At 53.3% G+C, this 14,179-nt stretch carries 11 protein-coding genes and 1 pseudogene; 3 read left to right on the forward strand and 9 right to left on the reverse strand.

The window, feature by feature from the left end:
* Positions 1–166 precede the first annotated feature (166 nt).
* The 3 genes from H6G62_RS23670 to H6G62_RS23680 form a co-directional block, all read right to left on the reverse strand.
* The gene (locus tag H6G62_RS23670; protein WP_190499798.1) at positions 167–1,762 is read right to left on the reverse strand and encodes an AAA family ATPase; all 1,596 of its coding nucleotides are present in this window, start codon (positions 1,760–1,762) and stop codon (positions 167–169) included.
* Positions 1,763–2,095: 333 nt separating this feature from the next.
* The gene (locus tag H6G62_RS23675) at positions 2,096–2,509 is read right to left on the reverse strand and encodes a DUF1499 domain-containing protein (protein ID WP_242052249.1); all 414 of its coding nucleotides are present in this window, start codon (positions 2,507–2,509) and stop codon (positions 2,096–2,098) included.
* A gap of 765 nt (positions 2,510–3,274) precedes the next feature.
* Entirely contained in the window at positions 3,275–3,766 is a 492-nt protein-coding gene (locus tag H6G62_RS23680) for a hypothetical protein (protein WP_190499802.1), read from the reverse strand.
* 442 nt (positions 3,767–4,208) lie between these two features.
* Here H6G62_RS23680 and H6G62_RS23685 point away from each other — a divergent pair, with 442 nt between their 5' ends.
* Positions 4,209–5,225 carry a D-Ala-D-Ala carboxypeptidase family metallohydrolase gene (locus H6G62_RS23685; protein WP_190499804.1) on the forward strand — a complete coding sequence of 339 codons (1,017 nt, stop codon included), beginning with the start codon at positions 4,209–4,211 and terminating at the stop codon, positions 5,223–5,225.
* A gap of 95 nt (positions 5,226–5,320) precedes the next feature.
* On the opposite strand, the gene H6G62_RS23690 is transcribed toward H6G62_RS23685, so the two are convergent.
* Both H6G62_RS23690 and H6G62_RS23695 read right to left on the reverse strand, forming a co-directional pair.
* Complete coding sequence (locus H6G62_RS23690) at positions 5,321–5,689, reverse strand: hypothetical protein (RefSeq protein ID WP_190499806.1); 369 nt, start codon at positions 5,687–5,689, stop codon at positions 5,321–5,323.
* Positions 5,686–5,886: a hypothetical protein gene (locus H6G62_RS23695; protein WP_190499809.1), complete on the reverse strand. Its 201-nt coding sequence runs from the start codon at positions 5,884–5,886 to the stop codon at positions 5,686–5,688. Before H6G62_RS23695 ends, H6G62_RS23690 begins: the two co-directional genes overlap by 4 nt.
* A 114-nt stretch (positions 5,887–6,000) precedes the next feature.
* Between H6G62_RS23695 and H6G62_RS23700 the strand changes: the two genes are divergently transcribed.
* Together H6G62_RS23700 and H6G62_RS23705 are read left to right on the forward strand one after the other, a co-directional pair.
* Positions 6,001–6,795, forward strand: a complete 795-nt coding sequence (locus H6G62_RS23700) for a hypothetical protein (protein ID WP_190499811.1) — start codon at positions 6,001–6,003, stop codon at positions 6,793–6,795.
* Between the two features lie 128 nt (positions 6,796–6,923).
* Positions 6,924–7,688 carry a methyltransferase domain-containing protein gene (locus tag H6G62_RS23705; protein WP_190499813.1) on the forward strand — a complete coding sequence of 255 codons (765 nt, stop codon included), beginning with the start codon at positions 6,924–6,926 and terminating at the stop codon, positions 7,686–7,688.
* Between the two features lie 68 nt (positions 7,689–7,756).
* Here the strand turns inward: H6G62_RS23705 and H6G62_RS23710 are convergent, their stop codons facing one another.
* The 4 genes and pseudogenes from H6G62_RS23710 to H6G62_RS23725 form a co-directional block, all read right to left on the reverse strand.
* Complete coding sequence (locus H6G62_RS23710; protein ID WP_190499815.1) at positions 7,757–10,930, reverse strand: helicase-related protein; 3,174 nt, start codon at positions 10,928–10,930, stop codon at positions 7,757–7,759.
* A 1-nt stretch (position 10,931) separates the two neighbouring features.
* The gene (locus H6G62_RS23715; protein ID WP_190499817.1) at positions 10,932–12,428 is read right to left on the reverse strand and encodes a hypothetical protein; all 1,497 of its coding nucleotides are present in this window, start codon (positions 12,426–12,428) and stop codon (positions 10,932–10,934) included.
* Positions 12,429–12,921: 493 nt separating this feature from the next.
* Entirely contained in the window at positions 12,922–13,548 is a 627-nt protein-coding gene (locus H6G62_RS23720) for a hypothetical protein (RefSeq protein ID WP_190499819.1), read from the reverse strand.
* A gap of 109 nt (positions 13,549–13,657) precedes the next feature.
* Positions 13,658–14,179, reverse strand: a pseudogene (locus H6G62_RS23725) (DNA methylase); the annotation flags it as partial.

Below are 14,179 nucleotides of genomic sequence, written 5' to 3' on the forward strand. Positions count from 1 at the left end.
TCTGGGGCAATCCCAACTTCATTCTTGAGGATCCATCGCCCACGGATCGGCTGCACCTAGCCCTATGCAACCTGGCCCTGGCGACGGGGAAAACGCTGCCCCTTTCCACCGCCATGCCCATCTTTACCACGCTGCAACTGAGCCAGAAAACGCCTCTCAATTCAGACTAATCACCAAACAACGTCTGTCGGGGCCGCGCAAACCGAGACTGGTCAGGGCTGCTGACGGGCTTAGCGTAGGTTGCCTTGTTGCGGATTTCTAGCATCGCTCCCTCCTCTCGCACTAGGGCCGGGGTAAACGCCTCCCGTTGGGCGAGGAGGTGCTCAAACCTTAGCGCCAGGGGCTGCTCACTTCGCCCATCTAGATAGTGTTGATAGAAGCAGTCCTCAGCGACTCGCTTGACCGCATGGCCAATCTCGTCCGGGATACAGAGGCGATAGGCCGTCAGCAGTTCTCGCCACTGCTCATCGGTGAAGGGGGACGGGTCAGAGGCCCCATGACGGAACGCGGGAAAGTACTTTGCCAGGTGCAGGTAGAAGATGTCGTAGCGGGCACCGTCGTGGGGTAAGTCGAAGAAAAAGACCTCTGGCAATCGACGCTGGAGTTCCACGGGCAGCATCCCCAGACGGTTCACGGTGGCCAGGGTCAGCACCGGAGCGGTGTGTTCCTGCATCCAGGTCAATAACTTCTGAGCGCATTGCTTAGCGGTGATGTCGGTGTCCCAGCCCGCAAACCCTTTGTCAAAGTCATCGAAGTACAGCACGCAGGGAGCCATGGCCTCTGCGGTATCGAGCAGGAACCGAAGGTTGGCCAGACTTTCGGTGGGTGTCGCCCCCCGCAGTCCGTTCCAATCGGCACTCAGCAACGGTACGCCCAGCTTCTTGGCGGCCAGCTTCGCACTCAAGGATTTGCCCGTTCCCGGCAAGCCCCACAACACCATGCCGTTGGGGAATTTGAGGTTATGCTGGGCCGCAGCAGGGTCGAGCAAGGCCGTGATTCGCTCTAACCGAGCATTCAGCAAATCTAGACCTGCCGCCTCTGGGACGTCCGGCTCACCGATGAACTCAAGCCCCCGACCCCGCAATTTAGCCACCTTATAGGCCAAGAGGCGCTGAGCCAAGGCTTGACCCGATGGACTCAACGCCGCTTCACGGGGCACGATGCCGTAGATTTCACCCAGGCTGAGACCCTGAGCAGCCCGCACGATGGCGTCTAGGTCATCAAGAAAAGCAGGGTCAACGTCCTTACGATGGGCCAGGTCGCCCATCGCATCCCTGACCTGGCCAGAGGTAGGGTAGCCAAACTCAAATGGCTCGACCATGCCGTGCAAGCCCAGGGGCACCGTGGGTTGTTCCCCCACAAACAGCAAGTAGCAGGCTTGGCCCGATAGCCGCAGTTGCTCAAACAGGTTCTGAACCTGGTAGCGATGCTCGGCTATGTCCAGGCCTTCGAGCACAAAAATGCCTTGGACTGCGGATGAATTAGAGACCAGCCAAGGTAAAAACTGCGTCGAGTCGATAGAAGACTCACCCAACTGGGCGGGAGCCGTCTTAAAGCCAAACGACATGGCCTCCGTGACCCGCTGAACCTGAGCATAGCCTGGGTTCACGAGATAGACCGGAATCTCGCCTAACCCTCTGGCCCAGCGGCTTAAGCGTTGCACCAGGAGCGGTCGGTCAAAGGGTTGGCAGTCTACCATCGAAATGAACGGAGGGCCAACGCTTGAAGCAGCCAACTCGCCCCATTGCTCAAATGGCCTCATAACTCAATTCCTGGGAACCGCTTTCCTTCATTGCAAACCGCCTAAGGCTGGCAAGCCTCTGCCCAAGGACATAGTTTTTACGCCCACCACCAGGAAGCTGGCCACGGATGGCGAGGAGGGGGCAGGCTAGGCCACGATGTCCAGAGTGTCTGACAGAGAACAGTTGCAGACCTCAGATAGCTTTGATGGCCTGCCCCCTCGGCGGGGTGTGCGGGTGGGGTCTTGGAAGATAGGTTGGCAGAAGGGAAGGGCGGCGTGATAGCGCGGCCCGTGTTACCTCCAGCTAAGGGTTTGTTCTGGGAGAAGTGAGATGTGAGTACAGGTGATGGACGCCTAAATTCCCAAGTCTTTCAAGGCAAAGTGGATTTGCTCCAGTCGCCGTCGATTTACACCTAGATCAGACTCTCCTAATCGGGCCGCTGCGCGAACCTGAATCACAGGCTCATCCGCTGGAAAGTAAAATTCAGTATCGTCCACAAAACCCATAATGCGGCTGGTGGATTTCACTCGGATGTAGTCCTGCTGCTGCACCACCATCTCAGTGCGAGGCACAACGCCCAACACCTTAGTCAGTAGCTCACGGGCCTCATCCCGGCTCCTAGTGTAGGCAATCGGCACAATGGCATGGGCTGTATCAGCACCCTGGCTCACGACACAGTTAGGCGTTGCTGGACAGGGAGATAGCTTGCCATCCTGAATGCCCAGATCGGGAGTCTCCCCTGCGAATACCTCAGATAATCCAGGCATCGTCCCTAGAGTCTGTGGAGTAGGTGCTGTAACCGCCAAAGCTGGTGCAGTTAAGAAGATCCATAGTGTGATCGCCACAAGAGAGGCAAGGATAGAAGCCATAGGAGTTCATCGAAGTACACCCCTCACCATAAGCTAATCGGGCGTGGGTAGGGTCAGGCGGGGTATTGGCTGAGGGTGGTAATAGAGGGGTTAAGGATGTCCTCTTTCAAACCAACGCACAAAGAAAGGGGCCGAAGCTCCAGAGAAACTAAGCCACGAGCCGACAGCGAACCCGGCCACCACGAACCCCACCGACCAGAGCCACCTGGCCACAAGGAAGCGATACAGGCACCAACACCGCAAAGCGCCCCGGCCCAGAGGACACAGAGCGCACCAGCACGAAGTACCCGACGACCGAAGCTCACCGAGACGCAAAGACCGAAGGCAACTCAGCGAACCACACCTCAGCCACGAAGCCCGTGAACGAGCGATCCGACTCCCTCCAGGCGCACTCAACCGCACCGAACTCAGCCGCCAAACCCTGAACGAACTCAAACGGGACTGCAAGCATGACAAAAACCAAACGCAACAGGCTCTAAGCACGCGCTCCACAAGGAAAGTCACTCCCAAGAGTAGGCGCAAGGGCAAGGCAGACAAAACAAAAAACGGCGAAGCACCTTATCTGCCTTGCACGGCTCGACCCTTGCGCCGATCCTCAGCGCGTATCATAGAAAAGCCTGCGTTGGTTGGCCTAGAAAGTAATTCGCTGCCGCTCCAAAGTCCCTACACGGAATCATCCATTGCTGTGCCGTGGTTATGTTCACCTCTCTGGATTAACGGAATTAAAGCGAAGACTGCTTGACCTGCTAATCCGATGGCATGGGGCAGTGTTCCATAGGCTGCAAAGTGTTCCTGTACGGTGTTGCCCACTAACCAGACAGACAGGGCTAACTCTGCCGCCATCAGTAGTCCGAAGGCAATTAGCCCCATACTGAGGCGAGTCCACCATTGAGAGGACACCTGGAGTCGCGTAATCAGCCAGTCTGACGCTAGCCAAGCTGCACTCAAGATGATGGGTAGCTCGATGCAGGTACTAACGAGTTCCCCCAACCTCGGAATCAGCACTAGAACGCGAACTGTTCCCAGCAGGAACCCCAGACTAAACACCATCACAAAGTAGAGCAAGCCTGCGCGAATGGATTGGATCATAGCACTAGCCAAGGCAATACACGTTCCCTCCACACTACACAGTCGATCCTTGTCTGGGGAACTCACACGGAATCATCCACCCAGCCGCAATGTTCACAGTCAAGGGGGCGCTGGTCGAGGGTTGATCCCTACTCACTCACGATGTAGAGCAGGTTTGCGGAGTGCAATGGCCCAAGGCCAATTTTTGACCATCGCAGCCATAGAGCAAGTTTGTATAAGGTAAGAGCGGCGTGATAGAACAGCCTGAGCCGCTGTAGTAGGGATGGGAAAAGGAGAATATGTTCGCAATTCTCTCTTATTATCTCAGCAGGTTAAGCATAAGAAAAGTTCATCCATTTCATCTATCAGTAGCTACCAAGAGATATTTACAGATTGCGTCGAAGAGTGTTACCTTTTGTCAAAATAATTGCATTTCAATCAACTTTCCTGATATATATTATTCCTGCAATTAGGATATCAACCCAGCAAAGCTTCTTGCTGAGTCTATGCTCATCTCCAAGAGAATTTAATGGTGAATGTTTGGAGTTCCATTCAAAAACTATTTGGTTCTGAGTTGAATACAGATTTTTCTAGTATCTTGAAACAGTTAGAAGAAAAAGAGAGTTCAATGCAGGAAGGAGAAGAGGAAAATAGTCTCAATCAAAAAAGTGCTTCACTATTGCTAGAGCTTGAGCATATTAAGAATGAAAGAATCAAACTAAGACTTAATTTTTATCGTTTTCTTTTGGGAACTTTAATCTTAGGAGGTGTTTCTTTAGCCCTCAACTGGCAGATTCAGATGTTTAGCCTGAAACAGGAAAGAGACAAGAGAGAGTCTGAGTATTTAGCACAATTCATTAATGAGGCTCTTGATGTTAATCTTGAAAAGCGACTTAGATTCGCTCATTATTTTAGAAGCTTAATTCTTTCAGAAGACGTTAAATCCCGATGGGACGATTATTATCAGGATTTAAGAATCCAGGCACTTGAAGGTTCATCAAGACTGGCAGTACTTAAAAATAAGAGAAGTGCCCTCTTAGTAAAAGCTAACTTACCTTCCAATGAAGAAGAAGAATTGAGGATACTTGAGGCAGAGATCAGTCAGCTTGAGGGAAGTTTGCCAGATGATTTTCTTCTAATCCCTGAGAACTGGACTGCTGAGGAACTAGCTAAACCTATTACTAGCGGTGTAGATTTTACTTGGTCAGATGCTACTCGTGGCGGTTCTCGTATACCTCAAACTTTGGAGCAACGTGATAACATCATTCTTTTAGCGCAGGAACTTCAAAAAGTTAAAAATCAGTTAAATAAACCCATTCAAGTTGTTTCATGGTATAGGTCTGAACTTGTTAATACTCAAATTGGTGGTAAACCAGACAGTTTACATCTCACTGGCCTTGCCGTGGATATAACTGTGGAAGGCATGACACCTGAACAGCTAATAAAAGAACTAGATTGGTGGCCCGGAGGTATGTACCCTGGTATTAACGACTTGCTACAGCTCGATCTTCGTGGATACCCTTTTCGAGTCAATGATGAATTATGATTTGAATCTTTTCGTTATTTGAAAAACTAAATTTTATTTTTTATCTTTCATTCCTACGACAAAAGAAAAGTGTTTTCCTAGATGCTAGGCCAGGGCTACACCGAATCATCCACCCAGCCGCAATGCTCACAGTCCCAATGCACACAGGGCGGCTCGGTCTGAAGCAGGGGCATTTCACAATTAGGGCATCGTCCCGTAAACAAGGGGTGACTATCCAGCAGGTCTAGCCGTTGCTCTATCGTCATCTGCTGCACGGGCTCCAGCACCAGCTCATCTCCGTAGTAGCTGGCCCCTTCCGGTTGCCATGGTTCGCCATACCAGACCACCGCCTCATCATCGGGAATGGTCAGGTCAAGCTCAAAGTCTGGGCAGGTGTGCCCCTCTACCCCGGCAAGATGTAGCGTACAGACCAGGAGCGGGCTGCGGGAATAGAACTGGCAACGATCACAGCAATCGAGCTTCATTGTCCACAAGCCTCCACGCCATAGGATTCTGTAATCGTGCCATCAGGGGCCAACGTGGCACACCAGACCCCACCAGCCAGCCACAGTTGGTAATGGTGTCCACCCGCATGAAGCGCCGCCGTCAGCAGCAGCAGGGCCACGACACCAGCCGCGACCGCTCCCACCACTCGCAGTGGCCTTATAGTCGTTAGAGTCATCTATGCCGATAATCCCCTTTGGGAACGCCTACCCCTCACCCAAAAGCTGCGTCTCCTGGGCGAGGAACGACTAAAGGACATTGAGCAATCCAAGACCAAAAAGGCTAAGTAGCCATGCCTGACTTTCGCGCTGGTCAAATCATTCCCCTCCGCTATAAGAGTCGGGAAATCAAGGCGATCATCATTGACCCAAACGGCCTGGGGCCGGATAAGCCCTCCCTAGGCATGGGCTTTCGAGGGATGGATCGAGAGCTTGGGATTCCCCAAACCACCCTGTCCCGTAGGGTGATGCAAATCGAGGGGGAAAAGTACCTGGAACTCCCCTCTGGCAGTCGTTTCAGGGTGACCCAAATCTTGGCAGAGGACGGTAACGAGTACCTGTTACTGGAAGCCTCCGACTGGGCCGCCCTCGCCCAGGATTGGGCCAAGAATCCCGGCAAACTGCGAAAACCTGCCCGTGATGGCCTGATTGATTTCCTCGCCTGGTTCGCCGCTAAAGGCATCTACGCCCAGGCGTACACCATCCTCAAACGGGCCTACACCTACGAAGACGATCAACGGGTGCAGGGCTGGATCATGTCGCGAGAATCCGGCAAACCCGCACGGGCCGATTGGGGTTGGGAGGTGCAGGAAAAAGACCCCCAGAGCCGCTACGGCTACTGGACCAACTACACCTACCGGGGTCTCTTCGGCATGGATGCCGCCACCATGAAAGCGGTTTGGGAGAATCCCGTCAGTGGCAGCAGTCGCATTGCCCGTAACTACATCCCCGAAGCGGTGGGCCTAGAGGCCGTCGCCTACTGCGAAAAGATGGTGGCCCAACTTGACCTCGATGATCTGAACCAGGCCCATGACCTGGCTATCCAAGCCACCCGCATCAAATTTGCCAAGGACTTACCTGCCCTCTAAAAGTGGGGAAAATATCATGCAGCCAGTCGGAGGAATGCCCACAGATCTGTCCTAGGGCTTAGTCGAGGAATAGCAAAGGGGATGGATGTACCGTCTTAACTATCGAGATCATTTAGAGAATTAACACCATGGATATCCCACGGATTTTCAACATTACGGAAAGTGCGCATCGCATCCACAATCCTTTCACGCCTGAAAAGTTCGCCACTCTTGGTAATGCGCTGCGTCTAAAGCCAGGAGATCGAGTGCTTGATCTGGGGAGTGGTTCGGGCGAGATGCTATGCACTTGGGCACGCGATCACGGCATCATCGGTACGGGCATCGACATGAGTTCGTTGTTCACCGAACAGGCAAAACAGCGTGCCAAAGAACTTGGCGTTGCCCATCAAGTCAAGTTCATTCACAACGATGCCGCAGGCTATGTCTCTGACGAGAACGTTGATGTGGCCGCTTGTGTCGGTGCCACTTGGATTGGTGGAGGCGTCGCTGGCACCCTTGAGCTTCTGGCGAAAAGCCTGCGTACAGGTGGAATCATCCTCCTTGGTGAGCCTTACTGGCGACAGGTACCGCCAACGGAGGATATTGCCAAACAGTGTCTTGCCAATTCAATGTCCGATTTCTTCAGTCTTCCAGGGCTTCTCGCGTCCTTCGGCAACTTGGGCTACGACGTCATTGAGATGGTTCTAGCCAATCAAGACGGTTGGGACAGGTACGAGGCCGCCAAGTGGCTCACAATGCGCCGATGGCTTGAGGACAATCCCGACGATGAGTTAGCAGAGGAAATTCGTTCCAAACTGGCCACAGAGCCTGAGCGCCACGCAACCTACACGCGCGAGTATTTGGGTTGGGGCGTGTTCGCGCTCATGCCACAGCTCAAGCTCCAAAAGACCTAGCCTCAAGCCAACGCCGATTGGTGGCGCAGCTTCATTCAGACGTTAGGTGTTAAGGCGGGGCATCGGTTCTAACGCATCCCCTCTAGGAGCAGTTGCTCGAACAAAGGATCACCCCAGGTCATCAGCCGGAGTGAGGGATGCTCCTCAAAGACCCCTGGCCTAAAGGTGACAACATAGGTGTGCTGCCGATAGGTCATGTCCCAACGGCCTGGACTGGCCTGCACAAACTGAACCCCTTGGGCCGCTAGCAGACGGGATTGGGTAAAGGTAGTCTCCACAAATTCCGGGCTGACGGGGGACGGGGGCAGGGGCCGCTGGATCTCTTGCAGGTCGGCTTCCACATCGCGTTTCACCATGTCATCGAGGGCGGGCCGTTGGGGCGGGGCGGATAGGACGGTATCGAACTCCGAGAGCAAGACATCTTCCTCTTCTGCGTCAACACTCATGGTGGCCCGCTCGATGAAGGTGGGCACCTGGGCCAGGATGGGCTGAAGGTTACCCACCACCGAGGTGAAGGCATTGATGCGGTCGCGCAGTTTGCGGTAGACCTTCGCCTCTACGGTGCCGTCATAGTAGAAGTTGTGGATGGTGACGGTGGGGTATCGCTGGCCGATGCGGTCAATGCGGCCAATGCGCTGTTCGACTCGCATTGGGTTCCAGGGCATGTCGTAGTTGAACAACACCCCGCAGGTTTGCAGGTTCAGCCCCTCACTGGCGGATTCTGTGCAGAGCAGGATCTTGATATCGCCATCGCGGAACCGGGTTTTGATTAGCTCCTTGGGCACCACTGTCCATTGGTCATCGCGCCACAGTTCGCCGCCGCGCCCGGAGTAGCAGGCGACCTGATTGCCGTAGAGTTCCCGCAGTTGGTTGCGCAGGAAGTCCATGGTGTCGGTGTATTGGGTGAAGGCAATGGCGCTTTCTCGGTTCACCAGTTCCTGGCGCAGGGTGGCGATGAAGTGGGCCAGCTTGGTATCTTCTCCGGTGTTCTCAAACTGTCGCAGCAGAGCTTCTAGGTGCTCGATCTCCTTGGGGTCTACGGGCTCCATGTAGCCCTCTAGCCCTTCGATCACCGCATCCTCGGCATCGTCCAGATCAGCGAAATCATCGGTGGTGAGGCCGCTGCCCTGCTGGGTGATGAGGGAATCGAGCCGTCGCTGGAGGGATTGTTGAATGGCGTAGAAGGAGCTGGTCAGCCGTTTGCGGTACAGCGTCATCAAGAAGCCCAGGGCTTTACGCTGCTCCTTTTGGGCGAGGCGGTAGAAGTGTCGCACATAGTCGCTCACCTGGCGGTAGAGGTCAGCTTCACGGGTCGGTTCTAGGGTGATGGCGTTATCGCAGACCTCACGGCGGGGCACGTCTTTGTCGAGCAGGCCCAGGCGATAGTATTCCCGCAGGGTGTCTCGCGTGTGGCGAAACATCATGTCTTTGAGCGGGGTGTTGGTGGATAGGAATTGCCGCGAGGCGGTGATGAACGCCTCATCGTGCAGGTAAGACCGCTCGTTGATGATGCGAACACGGCCCCGCCAGAGGTCTTCCACCTTGCTGGCCAACATCCGGTCTTGCTGGTGCAGATGTTGCTGGAGCCGGGGGCAGGGCTGGCCACCACGGGCAAAGTAGTCGCTGGCCATGGTTTGCCAAAAGTCCAACAGATGGCGATCTGGTTGGCTCTCTAGGGATGAAAAGTAGTCGCAGAAGGTATCGCCGTAGGCCCAGTGGCCTTTAAGCCCCAGCACATGCAGTAGGTCAAAGACCTCGATGGGGTCAATTTGCATGGGGGTGGCCGACAACAAGATCAGGGATTTGGTTCTCTCACGCAGTTGCTCTAGCAGTTGCAGTAGGCGGTTAGGGGTGTCTTTGCGGGCCTGGGGCGATTTGCGACGGGCATGGTGGGCCTCATCGAGAATCACCAAATCCCAAGGCTCGGCATCGAGTAGCTCCTGCATCCGCTCTTTGCGGCGCACTAGGTGGCTGGAGGCGAGGATCAGGTCTTTCTGATTCCAGGGGTTGCCCGTGGGCTGGGTAGTCTGGCCATAGGGATCTTTGAATTCGCCCTGGGTGTAGCTCCAGAAGTGGAGGTTGAACTTTTCCCGGAGTTCTTCATGCCATTGGGGCTGGACGCTGGCGGGGGCCAAGACCAGGACGCGCTTCACCTTTTGGGACACCACCAGGTAGCGCAAAATCAGCCCGGTTTCGATGGTTTTGCCCAGGCCCACTTCATCGGCAATTAGAAAGCTGCGGGGGAACTCAGCAGCGGCCCGCTTGAGAATCTTGATTTGGTGGGGCCAGGGCTGGATGGGAATGGAGGTGAGGCAGGCGCTCAGGCAACCGGGGTCTTGGTGGATGTTGGCGATGGCCTCAAAGGCGGCCTGCTCTTGGGAAGAGGACGCGGGGACGCGGGGAGGGGGTGACGCGGAGAGGGGGAATTCGTCAGCAGCCTGTCCCCCCATCTCCCCATCCCCTTGTCTCCCAGTCTCCCCATCCCCAGCCCGAATCGGTCGCTGATCAAATTCATCCTCAGGTTTCCAGGTCGGGCGCTGGGGTGGGGCGTAGCGAATCAGCTTGCGCTTAACAGCTTCGGGCACCTCAAACACTCGAACGCTGGGGATTTGGTTGTGCCAGTGCTGCTCGAACCGCAGTACCTCTTCCTGCACACGGGCCAGGTCGCGGGAGCCTTCCCAGGAACAGAAGACGTGGAAGGATTCGACATTGAAGTTCCAGCCGCCGCTGGACTCGTTGTTGGAGCCGGTGGTGGCGATCTGGTTGCCGTCGGCGTCGGTGAAGAGGCAGACTTTCTCGTGATAGATGTAGTGGGTGTTGATGGCTTCGTCGGGGTCGAGGGGTTGGCCGTCCTGGCGGAGGGGGATGGCGATGCGAATATCGAGGCGACCACTTTGGATTAGCCAGCTTAGAATTTCGAGGCGTTTGAGCTGGGCAAAGCTGGTGGGAGCCGTGAGGTTGGCATCGAGGCGGGCGGCGACGGCATCGCGAAGGGCATAGCCCTGCTGGATGGCTTGGAGGTCGGTTTGGCTGAGGTGGCAGCTCATGATCAGGCGAATCCGGCCTTCGTTTTGGAGGAAGGCCCCCAGCCCCCCGGCGACCTGGCTGAGAATGGCGCTGTTGAAGAAGCCGGATTTGCGATCATATTGCGTAGATCGCTCTAAGGCCGGGATGTAGAAGTCAGCGACGGGGTTGCTGGTGTCGCTTGCGTAGCTGATGCGCCAGGGGTAATCGTTTAACATCTCACCAACTTGCATCCCTCAGGGTCAAGTCGTATCGAGCGTCTGCAACCAGTGTATGACTGGTAATTGTGCCCTTCATCCTTTCTCCACAAGCAATGCGGTCAAAATACTTACCCTCGTAGCCCAAGCGCCATAAAAGGATCTCATCTATCCACTGAATAGCTTTGAGGATAATTGCAATTCTTTCATTGGTATCCATAGCGCTCACTCTGGGATGAACAGCGTCATTCCGCACATTGAGGAAAGCTTGTACGTCGTTAGCATCGGTGTGTCCTCTTGTAGCTGTCAGACCAATGCGTTCAAGGGTTAGCATCAGCCGCTTAGCAGTGATATTGACATTCTCTTGACCAAAACCTCTACCTAAATTCCAAACTTGTTTCGCCTGCCCTTGATTTTTAAAGTCAAATAGTAGCTCGCATCTATCTTTAGTTAAAGAGTCTGCTTCATCTTCAACTAGAATCTGAAAGCTCAATCTTTCAAGGGCTGCTCCAGCCGCACTGGCCGCAATTTGCCAATCACCAAATCGAGTGGCCTGAAAATACTGAATCAGAACAAAATAAAATGTTTCTCCCCAACTGGAAGAGGATAGCATATTCCGAAATGCAGGAAAACAGCCTATAAAAGCTTTTAAGCTACTGATGTTAACAAACCAACTTTGACCCAATAACTCCAGATTTGTGGTTTGTAGATTAGTGGTAAAACTTGCGAATTCAGTAGTAAATGAGGGTGTGTCTCTATTAGACATCCTATAGGCTTTTGCTTCGATATACAAAGGGGCTACAAACCCACAGTTTGCATAAGAAAGCAACAATGAAATATTTTGAATCAGAGTTTCACTTTGCTCAAGGGTCAGCTTTTCAAGAGATTCCCAGTTTTCTAAATGGAAACGCCTGGGTTGATACAACTCTGCTTCACAAGTGAGATAGCTGCCAATATTTTTTCGCTTGTCATCCAACCAATTAATGGCATCTTTGCGAATCTCAAGACGAAGATTCCAATTTGAGTCTAATGGAGCATCAATAAATTTACCTTCTTCCCCTGATGCTATTTCCCTCTTAGGCAAATCTGGTGTGATAAGTCCTTTCTCGATGACTTTGTATTCTAAAATATCTTGTGCTAAACAGTATGACAAAACTTTCGTATTTGTCAAAAGAAAGTTGAAGCTTTGGCCGTTTAAGTTTTTGTCACCGATCACAAGTTTATTCGCACGGCCTGTAAAGGACAACAAGTTGGCAACTGAACTGTGTGATTCTCTATTTTGAGTGAGATTTTCTATAAAAAGAGCTGGAGCAGTTAAGGGATATTCTCTGAAGCTCTCACGTAGCTTCTGAATGTCAATGGAATCATCTAAAAAAAGTTCGAAATCCCATTCAATGAATGCTGATGGGTAAATTTGCAGTTTTGCGTTTAATCTTCCGGTAACCCCATCGATTATGGCAAGGTTATCGTAAAGATCAAAGGATTCGGAAAGGATCAAGTCTTTTCGATTTGGGATCATGATGGCACTGGTCTGCTAATCGGTGATAAACAGATGAAAGCCTTGCTTGACAAGCACTTTCGAGATTCTGGACTAAATTGGCTATAACTCTTGCCACATAAAGGTTGTAGCGATCCATCTCCTCCTAAGAGACCAGTGCCATCATGATTAAGGATTGATTGGGAAAAACTTATTAAGCGACATCAAATTCCTACATCTAAAGCTTGTTGCTTCTCCTCGCAGTTCAGTTTCGGCGGCCAATTCAAGGTTGAAGTGCAACACCTGCTCAAATCCGCTTGCAGCCATGGATCTAAGACTAAGCCTATGAAGGAGACCTATAGCCTGCTGTGCTGCGCTGTACCGTGTTCCTGGTTGTGGTCATGACCGCGAAGGCTGACAGCGGCTCTGAGACAGAGTGTTGCACTTCAGATTTGAATCTGCGGGCTGCGCATAGAGTATCATAACTTGAATCTTATACATCTCTTGCACCATGCGTTTGCGTTCGTCGTTTTTTCTAGCCCAAATTCTCCTCACACCGTTGAAAGACATAACGCAATCGTCCCAGCAGCAGATCCATATCTCCGGTGGAATAGACCGGGGTCTCGGAGACGATGCCTGATGGGGCCATGCGATAAAACTGCCAGGCTCGGCCATTGGTGACGATGCCGTAGACATCAATCTCGCGGCCCGATTGGCGATTTTGCCATTGGCAAGCCTGCATTTCGACTAGGCATTGAGCCAGCCCTTTCTCAAAATCGTCTTTCTTGGCTTCGATGATACACAGTAGGGGAATGTCTAAATACCGTTTCCGCTCAGCGATTAGATAATCGACATAGCCTGCAGCGGTATCACCTTCAAGTTGGGCTCCTTTCCAGATTTTGAGATGGTCAGTGCTGGCGATTGCCTCTTCGCAAATGGCATCGATCAGCAGCTTTTTCGATTCTTCGTAGCCTTCCAGATCAAAAGTTTGCTCTAAACGGCGCAGGCGCTCTTGAAAAAAGGCGCTGGGTTCCAGCGGGGACGCATCCAGTTCCCAGGGAATGAGATCGTCCAAGTTGAGTTGTTTGAAGGCTTCGGCATAGCTAAAGCTGGAAAAGTTTTTCTTTTTCGATTTTGGAACCCTAGCGGATGTATCTGCCATAGTGCCTACCTTTTTATGATCTCCCAACTCGCTTTATCGTGACGCACTCCCCTCCCCACGTTTTCCCCTCTCCCCCTCCCCGCATCCCCCCATCTCCCCCTCTCCGCGTCTAAAACAATCCCATCTGCCCCTCTTCCAACGCCAACTCCGGCTGCACATAAACCACCTTGGCCTGGATCTCATCCATGGCCAGCCACAGGTCAGCGAGGGCTTTTTCTTCGACCATGCGTTTGCGTTCGTCGCCGATGTGGGGGATTGCCTTGAGGGCGACTTCCCAGGCGCGCATGAAGAGGTCGTTGCTGAGCAGGCCCGTGGTTTTGAGGAAGCGGCGGACGGGGTCGATGCTTTGTTCTTCGAGGTAGAGGGCGATGATGGCGTGGAGGCCATCGACCAGGGCGGCGGCTGAGAAGTCGTCGGGGTTGGTGGAGAAGGCGCGTTTTTTGAGGCGCTGCTGGGGGGTGAGCAGTTTGCAGGTGCCGCTGGCGGAGTCGATCAGTTTGTGGGTTTTGGCCAGGTCACTGACGTTGAAGCCACCGACGGCGAGGGCGAGCTGTCGCGCTTCATCGAAGGGGAACTCGCGGGCGCGGAAGGCATCCCAGGCGAGGATGTACCACTGGGTGAGGGGGTCGAA

This window comes from Phormidium sp. FACHB-1136, from assembly GCF_014697375.1.
GTDB lineage: Bacteria > Cyanobacteriota > Cyanobacteriia > Phormidesmidales > Phormidesmidaceae > Nodosilinea.